At 73.4% G+C, this 17,450-nt stretch carries 14 protein-coding genes and 1 pseudogene; 11 read left to right on the forward strand and 4 right to left on the reverse strand.

Annotated elements, in window-relative coordinates:
- Positions 1–102 precede the first annotated feature (102 nt).
- A complete protein-coding gene (treZ, locus tag QFZ74_RS24745) occupies positions 103–1,848 on the reverse strand; it encodes a malto-oligosyltrehalose trehalohydrolase (protein ID WP_307623022.1) in 1,746 nt (581 codons plus the stop codon).
- Positions 1,849–2,032: 184 nt separating this feature from the next.
- On the opposite strand from treZ, the gene QFZ74_RS24750 reads away from it, so the two are divergent.
- From QFZ74_RS24750 to QFZ74_RS24760, 3 genes are all read left to right on the forward strand, one after another.
- The gene (locus tag QFZ74_RS24750; protein WP_307623023.1) at positions 2,033–2,587 is read left to right on the forward strand and encodes a DUF1707 and FHA domain-containing protein; all 555 of its coding nucleotides are present in this window, start codon (positions 2,033–2,035) and stop codon (positions 2,585–2,587) included.
- 194 nt (positions 2,588–2,781) lie between these two features.
- The gene (locus tag QFZ74_RS24755) at positions 2,782–4,101 is read left to right on the forward strand and encodes a M14 family zinc carboxypeptidase (RefSeq protein WP_307623024.1); all 1,320 of its coding nucleotides are present in this window, start codon (positions 2,782–2,784) and stop codon (positions 4,099–4,101) included.
- On the forward strand, positions 4,098–4,523 hold the full coding sequence (locus tag QFZ74_RS24760; protein WP_307623025.1) for an SSI family serine proteinase inhibitor: 426 nt from the start codon (positions 4,098–4,100) through the stop codon (positions 4,521–4,523). Before QFZ74_RS24755 ends, QFZ74_RS24760 begins: the two co-directional genes overlap by 4 nt.
- A gap of 94 nt (positions 4,524–4,617) precedes the next feature.
- On the opposite strand, the gene treY is transcribed toward QFZ74_RS24760, so the two are convergent.
- Together treY and glgX are read right to left on the reverse strand one after the other, a co-directional pair.
- The gene (gene treY, locus QFZ74_RS24765) at positions 4,618–6,987 is read right to left on the reverse strand and encodes a malto-oligosyltrehalose synthase (RefSeq protein WP_307623026.1); all 2,370 of its coding nucleotides are present in this window, start codon (positions 6,985–6,987) and stop codon (positions 4,618–4,620) included.
- A gap of 97 nt (positions 6,988–7,084) precedes the next feature.
- Positions 7,085–9,211 carry a glycogen debranching protein GlgX gene (glgX, locus tag QFZ74_RS24770; RefSeq protein ID WP_307623027.1) on the reverse strand — a complete coding sequence of 709 codons (2,127 nt, stop codon included), beginning with the start codon at positions 9,209–9,211 and terminating at the stop codon, positions 7,085–7,087.
- A gap of 297 nt (positions 9,212–9,508) precedes the next feature.
- Here glgX and QFZ74_RS24775 point away from each other — a divergent pair, with 297 nt between their 5' ends.
- Together QFZ74_RS24775 and QFZ74_RS24780 are read left to right on the forward strand one after the other, a co-directional pair.
- Positions 9,509–10,747: an SAV2148 family HEPN domain-containing protein gene (locus QFZ74_RS24775; RefSeq protein ID WP_307623029.1), complete on the forward strand. Its 1,239-nt coding sequence runs from the start codon at positions 9,509–9,511 to the stop codon at positions 10,745–10,747.
- Between the two features lie 100 nt (positions 10,748–10,847).
- Positions 10,848–11,567 carry a 3'-5' exonuclease gene (locus tag QFZ74_RS24780; RefSeq protein ID WP_307623030.1) on the forward strand — a complete coding sequence of 240 codons (720 nt, stop codon included), beginning with the start codon at positions 10,848–10,850 and terminating at the stop codon, positions 11,565–11,567.
- Positions 11,568–11,592: 25 nt separating this feature from the next.
- Here QFZ74_RS24780 and QFZ74_RS24785 read toward each other — a convergent pair whose 3' ends face one another.
- A complete protein-coding gene (locus QFZ74_RS24785) occupies positions 11,593–12,456 on the reverse strand; it encodes a phosphotransferase enzyme family protein (protein WP_307623031.1) in 864 nt (287 codons plus the stop codon).
- 161 nt (positions 12,457–12,617) lie between these two features.
- Here QFZ74_RS24785 and QFZ74_RS24790 point away from each other — a divergent pair, with 161 nt between their 5' ends.
- From QFZ74_RS24790 to QFZ74_RS24815, 6 genes and pseudogenes are all read left to right on the forward strand, one after another.
- Entirely contained in the window at positions 12,618–13,553 is a 936-nt protein-coding gene (locus QFZ74_RS24790) for a carbohydrate ABC transporter permease (RefSeq protein WP_307623032.1), read from the forward strand.
- Entirely contained in the window at positions 13,550–14,395 is an 846-nt protein-coding gene (locus QFZ74_RS24795; protein WP_307623033.1) for a carbohydrate ABC transporter permease, read from the forward strand. Before QFZ74_RS24790 ends, QFZ74_RS24795 begins: the two co-directional genes overlap by 4 nt.
- The gene (locus tag QFZ74_RS24800) at positions 14,395–15,672 is read left to right on the forward strand and encodes an ABC transporter substrate-binding protein (RefSeq protein WP_307623034.1); all 1,278 of its coding nucleotides are present in this window, start codon (positions 14,395–14,397) and stop codon (positions 15,670–15,672) included. Before QFZ74_RS24795 ends, QFZ74_RS24800 begins: the two co-directional genes overlap by 1 nt.
- Before the next feature lie 195 nt (positions 15,673–15,867).
- On the forward strand, positions 15,868–16,413 hold the full coding sequence (locus tag QFZ74_RS24805) for a DUF1697 domain-containing protein (protein ID WP_307623035.1): 546 nt from the start codon (positions 15,868–15,870) through the stop codon (positions 16,411–16,413).
- 12 nt (positions 16,414–16,425) lie between these two features.
- Positions 16,426–16,683 (forward strand): annotated as a pseudogene (locus QFZ74_RS24810) (2-dehydropantoate 2-reductase N-terminal domain-containing protein); the annotation flags it as partial.
- A 118-nt stretch (positions 16,684–16,801) separates the two neighbouring features.
- The gene (locus QFZ74_RS24815) at positions 16,802–17,419 is read left to right on the forward strand and encodes a DsbA family protein (RefSeq protein WP_307623037.1); all 618 of its coding nucleotides are present in this window, start codon (positions 16,802–16,804) and stop codon (positions 17,417–17,419) included.
- Positions 17,420–17,450: the final 31 nt, after the last annotated feature.

Here is a 17,450-nt window from a genome sequence, read left to right on the forward strand (position 1 = left end):
GCGGCGACCCCGCCTGGGCGGCCGGCGCGACAGCGTGTCCTGAGCTTGCGCGACGAGGGGGGCGGACCCGGGGCCGTGAGGCACGGCGGCCCCGGGCGCGCGTCAGCTCTGTGCCAGCACCGCGCACGACTCGCCGGGCACGTGCAGCAGCCCGTCCGGCCCGGGTGCCTCGACCTCGTCCCACGCCGCCAGCACCACGGCCCGGCGGGTGCCCACGGGGATCGCCGCCGGCTCCTTGCCGAGGTTGACGGCCACCAGGACGTCCCCGCGCCGGAAGGCGAGCCAGCGGCCCTCCTCGTCGTAGGCCACCTTGGTGTCGGCGAGGTCGGGATCGGTCAGGTCCGGCTGGTCGCGGCGCAGGGCGATCAGCCGGCGGTACCAGTCCAGCACGCGCGCGTGGGGCTCGCGCCGCGGCTCCGACCAGTCCAGGCAGGAGCGGTCGCGGGTCGCCGGGTCCTGCGGATCGGGTACGTCCTCCTCGGCCCAGCCGTGCGCCGCGAACTCACGCCGCCTGCCCTGCCGTACGGCCGCCGCCAGCTCCGGGTCGGTGTGGTCGGTGAAGAACTGCCACGGGGTGGCGGCCGCCCACTCCTCGCCCATGAACAGCATGGGCGTGAACGGTGCGGTCAGGGTGAGCGTGGCCGCGCCGGCCAGCAGACCGGGAGAGAGGGACGCCGACAGACGGTCGCCCTGGGCGCGGTTGCCGACCTGGTCGTGGGTCTGGCTGTAGCCGAGCAGCCGGTGCCCGGCCACCCTCGTGCGGTCCAGCGGGCGGCCGTGACCGCGGCCCCGGAAGGCCGAGTAGGTGCCGTCGTGGAAGAAGCCGCCGGTCAGGGTCTTGGCGAGGGCGGCGAACGGGGCGCGCGCGAAGTCGGCGTAGTAGCCCTGGGACTCACCCGTCAGCGCGGTGTGCACGGCGTGGTGGAAGTCGTCGTTCCACTGCGCGTTCAGGCCCAGGCCGTGCTGCGCGCGCGGGGTGATGAGCCGGGGGTCGTTGAGATCGGACTCGGCGATCAGGAACAGCGGCCGGCCCAGCTCCGCGGAGAGGTCGTCCACGGCCTTCGACAGCTCCTCCAGGAAGTGCCGCGCGCGCGTGTCGTGCAGCGCGTGCACCGCGTCCAGCCGCAGCCCGTCGAGCCGGTAGTCCCGCAGCCAGGCCAGCGCACTCTGAACGAAGTACGTACGCACCTCGTCGGAGCCGGGCGCGTCGAGGTTGACGGCGGCGCCCCACGGGGTGGTGTGCGTCTGCGTGAAGTACGGCCCGAACGCGGGCAGATGGTTCCCCGAGGGCCCCAGGTGGTTGTGGACGACGTCCAGGACCACGCCCAGCCCCAACTCGTGCGCCCGGTCGACGAACCGCTTCAGCGCCTCGGGCCCTCCGTACGGCTCGTGCACGGCCCACGGGGACACCCCGTCGTACCCCCAGCCGTGCCGCCCCGGGAAGGGCGTCAACGGCATCAACTCCACGTGGGTGACGCCGAGTTCCGCGAGATGCCCGAGCCGCTCCGCGGCCGCGTCCAGGGTGCCCTCCGGGGTGTACGTGCCCACGTGCAGCTCGTACAGCACCGCCCCGGGCAGCGGGCGCCCCTCCCACTCCGTACGCCACACGTGGCGCCCGTGGTCCACGACCGCGCTCAGCCCGTCGGGGCCGTCCGGCTGGCGGCGCGAGCGCGGGTCGGGCAGCACCGGACCGTCGTCCAGCGCGAACCCGTAACGCGAGCCGTCGGCCGCCGCCGCCTCCCCGGCCCACCAGCCGGCCCGCTCCTGATCGCGCTCCAACGCGCGCCTGGCGCCGTCGCAATGGAGCGTCACCCCGTCTGCCTGCGGTGCCCACACCTCGAAACGCACGGACGGTTCCCCTTCGTTCGCTCACCGTGATGTCGCGCGTCCATCGTGCCGTGCCCGAGATCGATCCGCTTTTGAATCTTGCCATTTCACGCGGGTGTCGCCGGAAGTACGCGCGCGCGGGCGCCGTTTCGGGGTGCGCGGCATTGTCTGGACACCCGCAGCGGGCTGACCGACAATCACGAACGTGACGACGTCCTCCGAGTTCCCCACCATCGCCCCGCGTCTGTCGGACGCGGAGCGCGACAAGGCGCTCCGGGCGCTGCGTGACGGCGTCGCCGCGGGCCGGCTGTCGCACGACACGTTCGTCCGCCGCATGGAGCTGGTGCTGGTGGCGCGCCGGACCGACGAACTCGCCGCGCTCACCGCCGACCTGCCCGGCGAACGCCCCCGCTTCTCACGGGTGTTCTTCGGCACGGTCGAGGCCGTCTCCGGCTTCCCGGGCCGGCTGCGCGCCGCCTGGCAGGCCGAACGGCTGCCCAAGCTGCTGCTCCCACACGCCGCGAGCACCGGCCCGCTGTGCATCGGCCGGGGCCCGGGCAGCGGCCTGCGGCTGAACCACGAGACGGTGTCCCGCGCCCACGCCGAACTCAGTCTCCAGGGCGGTACGTGGGTCCTCAGGGACCTCGGCTCGACCAACGGCACGACCGTGAACGGGCGCCGGGTCGTGGGCGTCGCCGTCGTCCGCGAGGGCGACCAGGTCGGCTTCGGACACGTCGCCTTCCGGCTCTCCGCCCACTGAGGCGCATACCGCTGAGGCACATCCCACTGAGGGCGCGGCCCGGCCCGGCGCGCCGGTGGCCGAAAACCTCGTATCCGCCGAGGTGTTGACGCGCTCGTGAAGTCGTGACTGACTGTGCCTACGTCATGTACGCCAGGTGAGCCGACGGCCCCCCAGTGTGGAGGTGTGCCCTGCCGCTCCTCCGCTACCCCTCCGTGGACGAGCTGGGCGCCCGCGCGGCCGCGCTCGTCACCCGCCGTCCTGGGGACGCCCGGTTGCGCCGCATCGGCACCTCGCGCGCGGGCGCGCCCCTGTGGCTGCTCTCCATCGGTCACGGCAGCCGGAACGTCCTCGTCGTCGCCGGACCGCACGCCAACGAGCCCGTCGGCGGTGCCACCGCCCTGAACCTGGCCGAGCGCGCCCTCGCCGACCCCCGGCTCACCGAGGGCGCCGACGCCACCTGGAACCTGCTGCTGTGCCTGGACCCCGACGGCTCCCGCCGCAACGAGGGCTGGCTGGGCGGCCCGTACACCCTGGGGCGCTACTTCCGGAACTTCTTCCGGCCCGGCTTCCTGGAGCAGCCCGAGTGGCTGCCCGACGGCGCGGCGGCGGCCGCCCTGCCGGAGACGCGCGCCCTGCTCGCGGTCCAGGACGAGCTGCGCCCCCTCCTGCAGTGCTCGCTGCACGGCGTCGACGTCGGCGGCGGCTTCGCCGAGCTCACCTGCGACCTGCCCGGCCTCGCCCCGCGCCTCGCCCGCATCGCGGCCCGGCTCGGCATCCCGCGCGAACTCGGCGCGTACGACGCCCTGTACTGGCCCGTCCTCGGCCCCGCCGTCTACCGGATCCCGCCACCGCACCGGGGCGACCTGGCCGCGGCCATCACCGAGGCCGCCGTCGAGTCGACCTGGTTCCACCCGCACCGGCACGGCACCGTCACCGCGGTCGTCGAGGCCCCCATGTGGGGCGTGGCCGCCGTGGAGGACGCCGCGCCGGCCACCGACCGGGAGCCGGTCCTGCGCACCGTCAGTCACGCCCTGCGCCGCGACACCCGCCTCCTCGACGGCATCCTCGGCCGCCTCCGCCCCCGGCTCGCGCCCACCCCGGACACGGCGGCCCTGCTCGCGGCGATCGACGACTACCTGCTGGTCTGCCCCGGCCTCGCCGACGCCTGGGACCCCGACCGAGCGGCGAGCCAGGCCCGGCCTCTCCCGCCGTTCACCAACGGCCATCTGGCCGCCCTGCGCATCGCCTGGCGCCGGCTGACCCTGCGCACGGCCGGGCTGCTGCACCGCCTGGCGCTGAGCGTGGGCCATGACGCGGCCGCGGAGCTGGACCGCCTCATCGACACCTGGTGCGCCGACTACGGCCCCGACGGCTGCCGGGCGCGCTGGATCCCGGTGGCGCGCCAGGCCGAGTACCAGACGCGTGTGGTGCTCGGCACGTTCGAACTGGCGCTCCGGTACGGGGGTGTTCGCTCCCGTTCGGGTGAGTCGGACTGGGGCCGGGAGACCGCCGTGCCGATGCACAGGGAATGACCCACACCACCACGGCGAAGGCCGTACGAGGCGCCCTGCTCGCGGCGGCCGCCCTCCTCGCCCTCGGCCCGGCGACGACCGCCCAGGCGGCCCCGCGGGACGCGGCCCAGGGCGACTGGCTCTACCTCACCGTCACCGGCGGTGACCTCGGCTCCGGCGACACCCACGGCACCCTGCTGCTGTGCGACCCGCCCCTCGGGCACGCCCACGCGGCCGAGGCCTGCGCCGAACTCGACGCGGCGAACGGCGACATCGACCGCATCCCGCCGCGCACCGACACCCTCTGCCCGATGATCTACGACCCGGTGACCGCCCAGGCGCGCGGGGTGTGGAAGGGGCAGCGGGTCGAGTACCTCAAGACGTTCTCCAACGCCTGCGAGCTGGGCGTGCGCACGCGGTCGGTGTTCGCGTTCGACATGTGAGGGACCGGCGGGGTGGAGCACCGCGCGTGTTCCACCCCGCCGCACCTCCCTGCCCCCCCCCGCCGCACATCCCCCTCGCCGCACATCCCCGCCCTCAGCCCTCGCCGACCCGCTCCAGCAGCGCCACCGGCATCGGCCGGAAAAGGTCCGCCACGCGCGCGTGGCCGGTGAACTCGCGCTCCGGGGCCAGCGGATCGACCCAGCGTCCGGGCGGCAGCGGCAGCCGGGTGTCGCCCCAGCCCCCGGACTCCGCGAGGCGCAGCGACAGCCGGGTGACCGCCGTGAGTACCTCGCCCGCGCGCGTGAACGCCAGGCAGTGGGACGCCGCCGGGCCCTCCGCGGCGAGCGGCTCGTACGTCGCCGAGGCGCCGAAGGCCTCCGGCCGGCGGGCCCGCAGGCGCAGGGCCGCCTCCGTGAGCTTCGCCTTCTCGCCGGCCTCCGCGGGCGGGAAGGCCGCCGGGCGCCGGTTGTCGGGGTCCACCAGCGCGCGGTACTCGTTCTCCGTGCCCTGGTAGAGGTCCGGCACGCCGGGCATCGTCAGGTGGGCCAGGGCGGTGCCCAGGACGTTGGCCCGGATGTGGGGCTCCAGCGCCACGCGCAGCGCGGCCACGTGCTCGCCGGGAGGGCCGCAGGGGCCGGCCGTCACGAAGTCCGCCACCGCCTGTTCGTACGGCGGTTCCTGCTCCGTCCAGCTCGTGTACAGGCCCGCCTCGCGCACGTGCTTCAGCAGCGCCTGTCGCACGCGCCCGGCGTCCGCCGGGCCCAGCCCGAACACCGTCTGCCAGGCGGCCCACGCCAGTTGCGGGTCCGGGACGCCGCCGCCGTCGCGGGTCAGCTCGGCGAGCAGGTCCGCCCAGCGCCGGGGGCACTCGGTCAGCACGGCCAGCGCCGCGCGGACGTCGGCGCTGCGCTTGGTGTCGTGGGTCGAGACCACGGTCCCGGTGAGCGGCCAGTCACGCTGCACGCGCGCGCAGTACGCGTGGAAGTCCTCCGGGGACACGGCAGGACGGCCGGGATCGCCGCCCACCTCGGTCGCCGCGAGCAGCGGGACGTAGCGGTAGAACGCCGTGTCCTCCACGGACTTGGCGCGCAGCGCGGAGGCGGTCTGCGCGAACCGCGCGCGGAACTCCGCGAGCTCCGGCCGGTGCTCCGCCGCCTCCACGTCGTCCGGGGCCAGCAGCAGGTCGCGTACGACGTCGACGGCCTCGGCCTCCTCGGGGACGAGGAAGGCGAGCCGGGCCTCCTCGGCGCCCCGCTCCGTGACCACCGAGGCCGCGTCCGCCGCCGTGTACGGCCGGTACACGCGCATCCGTACCAGCAGCTCCCGCAGGGCCGTGCGCAGCGCCCAGGGGGCGCGGTCGCGGTGGGCCGGGTCCGGTGAGGCGGCGCAGGCGCGGCTCGCCGCGCGCGTGAGCCGGTCCGTCTCGGTGGCCAGCTCGTGCGTGAGCACCTTGTACGCCGCCCGGCGCACCGTCGCCTCCCAGTCGCCGCCGCGGTCCGTCTGCGGGGCCGCGAAGTGCCGGTAGGCGTCGAGGAGTTCACCGGCCCCGGCCGGGTCGGTGAACAGGCCGTCGACGTGGTGGAGGGCGTCGTAGCCGGTGGTGCCCGCGACGGGCCACGCGGCGGGGAGGCGCTCCCCGTCGGCCAGGATCTTCTCGACGACGGTCCAGCGGCCGCCGGTCGCCTCGTGCAGTCGCCGCAGATAGCCGCCGGGATCGGCGAGACCGTCGGGATGATCGACGCGCAGCCCGTCCAGCACGCCCTCCTCCAGCAGCTGGAGGAGCTTGCCGTGGGTGGCGTCGAAGACCTCCGGGTCCTCCACGCGCACCCCGATGAGCTCGGAGATGCTGAAGAACCGCCGGTAGTTGAGCTCCGTACGGGCCAGCCGCCACCACACCGGCCGGTACCACTGGGCGTCCAGCAGCCGCGGCAGCGGCAGGTCCTCCGTGCCCTCCCCGAGCGGGAAGGCGTGATCGTGGTAGCGCAGCACGTCACCGTCGACCACGAGGTGCTCCAGCTCCCCGCCGACCGGCCCGCCGAGCACCGGCAGCAGCACCTGCCCGCCCTGCGCCTCCCAGTCGATGTCGAACCAGCGCGCGTACGGCGACTTCGGGCCCTCCCGCAGCACCTCCCACAGGGCGCCGTTGTGGCGCGGGGCCATGGCCATGTGGTTCGGCACGATGTCAGCCACGAGGCCGAGCCCGTGCTCCCGCGCGGTGCGCGCCAGCGCGCGCAGCCCCTCCTCGCCGCCCAGCTCGCCGCGCACGCGCGCGTGGTCCACGACGTCGTAGCCGTGCGCGGAACCGGGCACGGCCTCCAGGACGGGGGACAGGTGCAGGTGCGAGACGCCGAGCGACGCCAGGTAGGGCACGGCAGCCGCGGCCGCCGCGAACGGGAACGCGGGCTGCAGCTGCAGTCGGTACGTGGCCGTCGGCACCATCGGGTGGGGTCGCTCAGAAGTCATGGAACCTACGTACCCATCCCGCCACCTTTCGTGACAGCCCGACACGCGGCAGCCATGCACGCGGCAGCCCGGCACGCGGCCCGGACCCGGTGAGCCTCTACGCCGGCCGCTGGAGCACCGCCATGCTCCGCTCCGGCAGGGCGAGGCTCTCCCCGGCCCGCACCTTCGCGCCCGTGTCGGGCGGCACCGGCACCCCCTCCGTGCGGGCGGTGTCCACGACCACCTGCCACTCCCGCCCGAGGTCGACCGGCACGACGAAGTCCAGCGCCTTCGGCGAGGCGTTGAACATCAGCAGGAAGGAGTCGTCGGTGACGCGCTCCCCGCGCGGACCCGGCTCGGAGATCGCGTTGCCGTTGAGGAACACGGTCAGCGCCGACGCCTGCGCGCCGTCCCAGTCCCGGTGGGTCATCGCCCGCCCCTCGGGGGTGAACCAGGCGATGTCGGACAGGTCGTCGTGCGTGCCCTTCACCGGGCGCCCGTGGAAGAAACGCCGCCTGCGCAGCACCGGGTGGTCCTTGCGCAGCCACACCATCGCGCGCGTGAACTCCAGCAGCCCACCCGGGTCCTCGACGCGGGGCTCCGGCCACGCCACCCAGGACACCTCGTTGTCCTGGCAGTACGCGTTGTTGTTGCCCCCTTGGGTGCGCGCCAGCTCATCCCCGTGGCTGATCATCGGCACGCCCTGGGAGAGCATCAGCGTGGCGACGAAGTTGCGCATCTGGCGCGCCCGCAGCTCCAGGACGGCCGGATCGTCGGTCTCGCCCTCCGCCCCGCAGTTCCAGGACCGGTTGTGGCTCTCGCCGTCCCGGTTGTCCTCGCCGTTGGCGTCGTTGTGTTTGTCGTTGTACGAGACGAGGTCGTGCAGCGTGAACCCGTCGTGGCAGGTCACGAAGTTGATGGAGGCCAGGGGGCGGCGCCCGTCGTCCTGGTAGAGGTCGGAGGAGCCGGTCAGCCGGGACGCGAACTCCGCCAGCGTGCGCGGCTCGCCCCGCCACAGGTCACGCACGGTGTCGCGGTACTTGCCGTTCCACTCGGTCCACAGCGGCGGGAAGTTGCCCACCTGGTAGCCGCCCTCGCCCACGTCCCACGGCTCGGCGATCAGCTTCACCTGGGAGACGACCGGATCCTGCTGCACCAGGTCGAAGAACGACGACAGCCGGTCCACCTCGTGGAACTGCCGGGCCAGGGTCGCCGCGAGGTCGAAGCGGAACCCGTCGACATGCATCTCGAGGACCCAGTACCGCAGCGAGTCCATGATCAGCTGAAGCACGTGCGGGGACCGCATGAGCAGCGAGTTCCCGGTGCCGGTGGTGTCCGTGTAGTAGCGGGGGTCGTCCGCGAGGCGGTAGTACGACGGGTTGTCCAGGCCCCGGAAGGACAGCGTGGGGCCGAGGTGGTTGCCCTCGGCGGTGTGGTTGTAGACCACGTCGAGGATGACCTCGATCCCGGCCTCGTGCAGCGCCCGGACCGCCGACTTGAACTCCAGGACCTGCTGGCCGCGGTCGCCCCAGGAGGCGTACGCGTTGTGCGGGGCGAAGAAGCCGATGGTGTTGTAGCCCCAGTAGTTGCTCAGGCCGAGGTCGGCCAGCCGGTGGTCGTTGACGAACTGGTGTACCGGCATCAGCTCCAGCGCGGTGACGCCCAGTCCGGTCAGGTGCTCGATCACGGCCGGGTGCGCGAGCCCCGCGTAGGTGCCGCGCAGCTCCTCCGGGAGCCCCGGGTGGCGCATGGTCAGGCCCTTCACATGGGCCTCGTAGATCACCGTGTGGTGGTACTCGGTGCGCGGTGGGCGGTCGTCGCCCCAGTCGAAGTACGGGTTGATCACCACCGACGTCATCGTGTGCGGCGCCGAGTCGAGGTCGTTGCGCCGCTCGGGCTCGCCGAAGTGGTAGCCGTAGACCGCCTCGGTCCAGTCCACCGTGCCGCTGACCGCCTTCGCGTACGGGTCCAGCAGCAGCTTCGCCGAGTTGCAGCGCAGCCCGCGCGCGGGATCGTAGGGGCCGTGCACGCGGAAGCCGTACCGCTGCCCGGGCATGATGCCGGGCACGTACGCGTGCCGCACGAAGGCGTCGCTCTCCCGCAGTTCCACCGCGGTCTCGGAGCCGTCGTCGTGCAGCAGACACAGCTCCACTCGGTCCGCGGCCTCCGTGAAGACCGCGAAATTGGTGCCGGCGCCGTCGTAGGTGGCGCCGAGCGGATATGCCTCTCCAGGCCAGACCTGCATGACCACGACTCTTTCAGGTGTACCGCTCCGGCGGGGGTGCCTTGCCCACGAGTCTCCCCGAAAGTGCCGGACACACCCGTCTCTTCCCGCCCTGACGTACCCCTCGGCACCCCCTCGCGCTGTGCCCCCGTTATGAATCCGCTCACTCCCGCGGCACACGAGAGTGGGAACGGCCACAGGAACACGGGAAGTTGGGGGAGTGAGCCTGGCCATCGGGCTGCATCGCCGACCGCTCCCGGAGTACCCTTCCTTGATCGTTGGGAACGGGAGCTCGGGGGAGCGGAAGGCGGTGCACGGGTGGGCTCGGGAGGGCTGGAGCTGCCCCCTGGTGGCGAGGGTCGCGAGGGGAACTCCACAGACGTCCCGCCCGGCGCGGTGTCGCTGGCACGGCCGATGGACGCAGGGGCGATCGGTCCGGAACTGGACTGGGACGCCGACGCCTGGCGCGAGGTGCGCACCCGCGCCCAGCGGGCCGGCCGGGCCTACATCTGGCTGAACCTCGTCGAGCAGCGGCTGCGCGCCGTCGTGGCCGCCGTGCTGCGGCCCGTGTACGAGCCCGTGCACGGCGACGAGTGGGTGGTCGCCGCGGCCGGACCGGCCGGACAGGAGTGGGTGCACCGGGCCGTCGCCGTGCGCGAAGTCAGCCGCCGCAAGGGCTACTTGCTCGACCCGGCCGACGACAACGTGCTCAGCTTCCTCACGCTGCCGCAGCTGCGCGAGCTGCTGGTGCAGCACTGGCCCTGCTTCGAGCCCTACTTCGACGAGCGCCGGGAGCTCGAACTCGCCCTGGACGAGCTGGAGGTCACGCGCAACGTGGTCTCCCGCAACCGCGCCCTGTCCGAGGCCGTCCTCGCCCAGGCCGAACGCGCCTCGGCCCGGCTGCTGGACATGCTCGGCTCGGGCGGCGACGTGCCCTCCTCGCGCCGGCTGCCCGTCGACGCCGTCGAGGACCTCGTCGGCGACCGGTACGCGGACGTGGTCGCCGTGCACCCCGACCGGGTGCGCCTGATGCGGCAGTTCCCCGCCGAGGACCTGTTCGGCGGGGCCCGCCGCCTCGACGCCGCCGGCATCGGCCTCAACCTGCTCGTGCAGAACTTCTCCGGACGACGGCTGGTGCGGCTGGCCGAGGCGGGCTGCCGGGTGCGGCTGCTCTTCCTCAATCCGGCCTCCAGCGCGGTGAAGCGGCGCGAGCGCGAACTCGGCATCAAGCGGGGCGAGCTGAGCCGCTCCGTCGAGATGAACATCCTGCACATGCGCCGGGTGCGCTCCCGGCTGCGCGACCCGGGCGCCTTCGAGATCCAGGTGTACGACGAGACGCCGCGCTTCACGGCGTACCTCGTGGACGGCGACGGCTCGGACGGCATCGCCGTGGTGCAGTCGTACCTGCGCGGGGCGCGGGGGATGGAGTCGCCGGTGCTGGTGCTGCGCAACGGCAGCCGGGTGCTCAAGTCGGACGACGTGGTCGAGCCCGGCCTCTTCCCCACCTACCGCGAGGAGTTCGAGCAGGCCTGGGCGGATTCGCGGCCTGTGTCCTGAAGTGTTCCCGCGGCAGGCGGGGCACGGTGGTCGGATTGTCAGTGGCCCGTGCGAGGGTGGAGACCACTGGGGGAACGCACCACCACGAAGGGGGACACCCATGGGCTGGCACCGGGAGCTGCTGATCGGCTTCGACCTGGAGACGACCGGGACGGATCCGGGCAAGGCGCGCATCGTCACGGGCGCCGTGATCGAGGTCAGGGCCGGACAGGTCCTCGGGCAGCGGGACTGGCTGGCGGATCCGGGCGTGGAGATCCCGGCCGACGCGGTGGCCGTGCACGGCATCAGCAACGAGCGCGCCGCGGCCGAGGGCCGCCCCGCCGACCAGGTCGCCGACGCCATCGCGGACGTCCTGGTCACGTACTGGAAGGCGGGCGTCCCCGTCGTCGCCTACAACGCCGCCTTCGACCTCACCCTGCTCTCCGCCGAACTGCGGCGGTACGGGCTGCCGTCGCTGTCCGAGCGGCTCGGCACCGACCCCGCGCCGGTCCTCGACCCGTACACCATCGACCGCCGCGTCGACCGCTACCGCCGGGGCAAGCGCAACCTGGAGGCCGTCTGCGCCGAGTACGGCGTCGTCCTCGATGCCGCCCACGACGCCTCGGCCGACGCCCTCGCCGCGGCCCGTCTGGCCTGCGCGATAGCCGACCGCCACCCCAAGGTCGCGGCCCTCGGCCCGGCGGAGCTGCACCGCCGTCAGATCGAGTGGTACGCCGAGTGGGCGGCGGACTTCCAGAGCTTCCTGCGCCGCAAGGGCGACGCGGCCGCCGTGGTCGACGGCCGCTGGCCGCTGCGGGAGACGGCCGGGCAGCGGGTCTGACCAACTCCGCTGCGGCAGCCGGGGATCAGAACGGGTACCAGCGCACCGTCTCGTCGCCGTCCCGCAGCGAGGCCACCCGGCGCCGGAACTCCGCCAGCGCCTTGGGGTTGGACGGGGCGTGCTGGGCGACCCAGGCACAGCTCGCCGTCTCGCGGGCGCCCCGCAGCACCGAACAGCCCTCCCACGCACGCACGTCCCAGCCGTACGCCTGCGTGAAGGCGTCGTACGCCTCGGCGGGCAGGCCGTAGCGGTCGCGGGACAGGGCCATGACGACCAGGTCGTGCTCGCGCAGGTCGGCGGAGACGGTCTCCAGGTCGACCAGGACCGGGCCGTCCGGGCCGATGTGCACGTTGCGGGGCAGCGCGTCGCCGTGGATCGCACCCGGCGGCAGCTGGGGCGTCAGCGCCGCCGCGGCCGCCGCGAACCCGTCGCGCCGCTCGCGCAGGTACGCCGCGTCCGCGGGGTCGATCGCGTCGCCCGCGAGCCGCAGCCAGCGCTCGACACCGCCCAGCAGCTCGCGGGGCGGCAGCTCGAAGGAGGGGGAGGGAAGCACGTGCACGAGCCGCAGCAGCTCGGCCAGATCCCGCGGCTCAGCGGGCCGCACGGCGTCGGGCAGCCGGTGCCACACGGTCACCGGGTGCCCGTCCACCAGCAGAGCCTCGGGCGCGGCCGCCCGCACGGCCGGCACGTCCGCGTCGGCCAGCCAGCCGGCGACGGCCAGCTCCCGCCGCGCCCGGCCCAGCAGTTCGGCGTCGCGGCCCACCTTGACCACCAGGTCACCGGCGGCGAACACCGCGTTCTCGCCGAGGGCGAGGAGCCGCGCGTCCCGCGCCGGTCCGGGCAGCACCCCTGCCGCGGCCAGTACGTCCCGCGCCCGTCCCTCGTCCATCCGTCCGCCTCCGTGTCCCGTGTCGGTGGGCCTGATGCCTCGGCCAGTGTCGCATTCGCACAGGTCGGGACCCCTGTGCGGTCCCTTGACGAGCGGCCGGGCCTTGACGACCATGAGCACGCCAACCGGGCCGCCCGAGCCCGCGCGAAGGGGCTGATGCCGTGACGTCGGTGAGCGAAGTGAGGCGGCCCCGGCCGTACGCGCCGAGCGCGGACCGGCCCCGGCGCACGACCGGCCACGGCGCCTGGTTCCTGGTGCTGCCCGCCCTGATCCCGATCCTCGTGCTCAGCGTCGGCCCGCTGCTCTACGGCATCCTGCTGGCCTTCACCGACGCCCAGTCCGGCCGCACTGCGTCCACCCAGTGGATCGGCGCCCTCAACTTCACGGATCTGCTCCGGGACACCCTGTTCTGGGAGTCGTTCCGGATCGGGCTGCTCTGGGCGGTCGGAGTGACGGTGCCGCAGTTCCTGCTGGCGCTCGGCCTCGCCCTCCTGCTCGACCAGGACCTGCGGCTGCGCTGGCTGGCCCGGGCCCTCGCGATCATCCCCTGGGCCATGCCCGAGGTCGTGGTCGGCATCATGTGGCGGCTGGTCTACAACGCCGACGCGGGCGTCCTCAACGAGGCCCTGCGCGACCTGGGTCTCGGCGACGGCCGGGACTGGCTCAGCGGGCTCGCCACCGCCCTGCCCGCGGTGATCGTCGTCGGCGTCTGGGCCGGGATGCCGCAGACCACGGTCGCCCTGCTCGCCGGCCTCCAGAACACCCCGCGCGAACTGCACGAGGCGGCCGCGGTGGACGGCGCGGGACCCTGGCGCCGCTTCCGCACGGTCACCTGGCCCGCGCTCAGACCGGTCGCGCTCGCCATCACCGCCCTCAACCTCATCTGGAACTTCAACTCCTTCGCCCTGGTCTACGTCCTGACCCAGGGCGGCCCCGGCGGACACACCCGGCTGCCCATGCTGTTCGCCTACGAAGAGGCCTTCCGCTACGGGCAGTTCGGCTACGCGGCGGCGATGGGATGCGTGATGGTCGCGGTGATCTCGGTACTGCTCGCCGTCTTCCTCGTGGGCCGGCTGCGGGGAGGCGAGGACGCATGAGGACCCGCGGCACCGGAGCACGCCTCGGCCGGCTCGGCCAGTACACGGCCCTGCTCGCCTATCTCGTCTTCCTCGCCTTCCCCTTCCTGTGGCTGCTCTCCATCGCCTTCAAGTCACCGCGCGAGCTGGGCAGCCTGCACCCCACCTGGATCCCAGATGATCCGACGTGGGCCAACTTCCGGCAGGCCTTCGACGAGCAGCCGCTGCTGCACGCCGCGCTCAACTCCCTGCTCACGGCAGCCGGGGCCGCGGTCGTCGCCGTGCTCATCGCCGTCCCGATGGCGTACGTCGTCGCCCGCCGCCGCACGCTGCTCTCGCGGGCCGCCTCCGGCTGGGTCGTGGTCAGCCAGGCGTTCCCGTTCGTGCTGCTGATCATCCCGCTGTTCCTGGTGCTGAAGAACCTCCGGCTGATCGACTCCCTGTCCGGGCTGGTCCTGGTCTACGTCGTCTGGGCGCTGCCGTTCGCGCTGTGGATGCTCACCGGATACGTCCGGGCGGTCCCCGTGGAGCTGGAGGAGGCCGCGGCGGTCGACGGGGCCGGGCGGCTGCGCACGCTGGTGTCGGTGACGGCGCCGCTGCTGGCGCCCGGGATCGCGGCGACGGCGCTGTTCGCGTTCGTCACCGCGTGGAACGAGTTCTTCTTCGCGCTGGTGCTGCTGAAGACCCCGGACCAGCAGACGCTGCCCGTGGTCCTCACCCACTTCATCGGCGCGGAGGGCGTAGCGGACCTCGGCCCGCTGGCCGCGGCCGCCTGCCTCGCGACGCTGCCCTCGCTGGTGGTGTTCGCGTTCATCCAGCGACGGATCACGGGCGACATGGTCGCCGGGGCGGTGAAGAGCTGATGCGGACCACGAGACTGCTGGCCCTGGTGCTCCTGCTCCTGGCCACCGGATGCACCTCCGGCGCGGTGAAGGGCCACGGCCCGATCACCCTGCGCTTCCAGTCCCTGGCCTGGCAGGAGGAGTCCGTCGCCGCCAACAAGGAACTGGTCGAGGAGTGGAACGCCACGCACCCCGGCATCAAGGTGGAGTACGTCCAGGGCAGTTGGGACGGCGTCCACGACCAGCTGCTCACCTCCTTCGAGGGCGGTGAGGCCCCGGACGTCATCCACGACGCCTCCGACGACCTCGCTGACTTCGCCTACGGGGGCTACCTCGCCGACCTCACCCACCTGCTGCCCCGACGACTCAAGTCCGCGATACCCGAGCGCAGCTGGGAGACCGCCACCTTCGGCAAGGGTGTCTACGGCGTGCCGTTCCTCCAGGAGCCGCGGGTGCTCATCGCCAACACGGCATGGCTGCGCGAGTCCGGCGTACGGATACCGACGCCGCAACACCCGTGGAGCTGGGGAGAGTTCCGGAAGGTGACGAAACGGCTCAGCGGGCACGGCAAGTACGGTGTCGCCTGGCCACTGAAGGAGCCCGTCTCCGCGACGCTCAACCTGTCGCTGTCGGTGGGCGGGCGGCTCTTCCACCGGGGCGCGGACGGCAAGGTCGCCGTGCGCTTCGGGGCGGCCGACCAGGTGGTGCCGCGCACGGTCCACGACCAGGTCGCCGCCGACCGCAGCGCGCCCGGCTCGACGCTCGGCAGCGGCGGCTCGGACACCCTGCCCGGCTTCTTCGCGGGCAAGTACGCGATGGTCCCGCTGGGCTTCTCCTACCGCCAGCAGATCGTGCAGCAGGCGCCGAAGGGCTTCGACTGGCAGGTGCTGCCCGCGCCGGCCGGCGCCGGCGGGCTCACCCAGGGCGTCAGCCCGCAGACCCTGTCCGTCGCCGCGGACAGCCCGCACAAGAAGGAGGCCGCCGCGTTCGTCGACTTCCTGCTGCGGCCGCCCCACATGGTGCGGCTGGCCCTCGGCGACTGGATGCTGCCCACCGGTACCGAGGCCCTGAAGGACCCGGCCCTGCACACCGCGAAGAACGGCTGGGCCACCGGCACCGCCCTCGCGGCCCACCTGCGCTCCGCGCCCGCCCAGTCCGTACGCGGCTACCCGGAGTGGAAGGACAAGGTGGCCACCCCGGCCCTCCAGGAGTACTACAGCGGCGCGATCGGCGACGCCGAGCTGCGCCGCCGCCTTGAACGGGACGGCAACCTGGTCCTCGCCCGCTACCAGCGCTGAGGGAGTGGGGGGAGCCGGGGCCGGCTGGCAAGCACAACACGGCGATCGCGCCGCCTTGTTGAACAAGTCACAGCAGGGTGAAGAGGTTGCCGAGCGGCCGTTCGATCGGTCAGAGTTTCGCCAACCCGGCGTGCCGGGCCGCGGCCGCCGCGCCCGCCCCCACGGGGCACGGCGGCCGCACCCTAGGGTGTGCGGATGACGACGTATGCGGCGCTGCTGCGCGGAATCAACGTGGGCGGCAAGAAGAAGGTCCCGATGGCCGAGCTGCGGGGGCTCATGGAGGGCCTCGGCCATCACGGCGTACGCACCCATCTCCAGAGCGGTCAAGCCGTGTTCACCGCCGACCGCGGCGACGAGCAGTCCCTCGCCGCGGAGTTGACGGAGGCCATCGAGGCGCACTTCGGCTTCCCGGTCGACGTGCTCGTACGCGACCACGCCTACCTCAGGGCCGTCGCCGACGCCTGCCCCTTCCCGGCCGCCGAGCTGGCGCCCAAGCAGCTCCACGTCACGTACTTCTCCGCCCCCGTCGACGCGGAGCGCTTCGCCGCCATCGACCAGGCGGCCCATCTCCCCGAGGAGTTCCGCCTCGGCGACCACGCCCTCTACCTGTACGCCCCTGACGGCCTCGGCCGCTCCAAGCTCGCCGAGGCCCTGTCCCGGCCGCGGATCACCAAGGGGCTGATCGCCACCAGCCGCAACTGGAACACGGTCGTCAAACTGGTGGAGATGACGGCAGGTTGAGCCGCAGCGCGCAGACGCGGCGGGTGTGCGAGGCTCGGGCCCATGCGCTACATCATCATCGGGGCAGGGGCGGTCGGCGGCACCGTCGGAGGACGGCTCGCCCAGGCGGGGCGCGAGGTCGTCCTCCTCGGCCGCCTGCGCGGCGTACCGACGCCGCTGAACGCCCTGCTCCAGCGGCTCGCCAACCACTTCGCGCGCGAGCACCGCCCGGCCGGGTCGCTGCCGGCCGACGAGCTGATGCGGCTGGCCGACGCCGAAGCGGACCACTGACAGTCCCCGAATTGGACCTGGCAGTCCCGAATTGGACCTGCCAGTCCCCAAGTGGACCACTGACAGGCCCCCGGATTGGACCAGAACCGCGGGCCGTCGGCGACCTAACGTCGTCGGCATGACGCAGACCGAGACGACCGCCGTCGACCTCTTCTTCGACCCCGCCTGCCCCTTCGCCTGGATCACCTCCCGCTGGCTGCTGGAGGTCGAGCGCGAGCGCCCGCTCGACCTCCGCTTCCGCGTGATGAGCCTGTACCTGCACAACACCGGCAACGAACTCTCCGACTGGTACCGCGACCTGGTCGACCGGTCCATCGGGCCGGTGCGCGTCGCCGTGGCCGCCGCCGAGCGGCACGGGGAGAAGATCCTGCGGGACCTGTACACCGCGCTCGGCACCCGGATCCACGACCGCGGCATCAAGGACTACGACGCCGTGATCGCCGACGCCCTCGCCGAACTGGGACTCCCGGCGGACCTGGCGGACGCCGCCCACGACCCCTCCTACGACGACGCGCTGCGCCGCAGCCACGAGGCGGGTGCCGAGCCGGAGTCGGGCGCCTACGTGGGCACACCCACGGTCCACGTCGACGGAACGGTGTGGTTCGGCCCGGTGCTCCGCGCCATTCCCCGCGGCGCCGCGGCCGCCGAACTCTTCGACAGCTTCCGTGTGTTGGCCAACCACCCGGACTTCTTCGAACTCAAGCGCACCCGCACGGGCGGACTCTCCTTCGACTGAACCGGCATCGAGGCCCACAGCGACGTGCCGC

It is taken from the genome of Streptomyces sp. V3I7, assembly GCF_030817495.1.
Classification (GTDB): domain Bacteria; phylum Actinomycetota; class Actinomycetes; order Streptomycetales; family Streptomycetaceae; genus Streptomyces.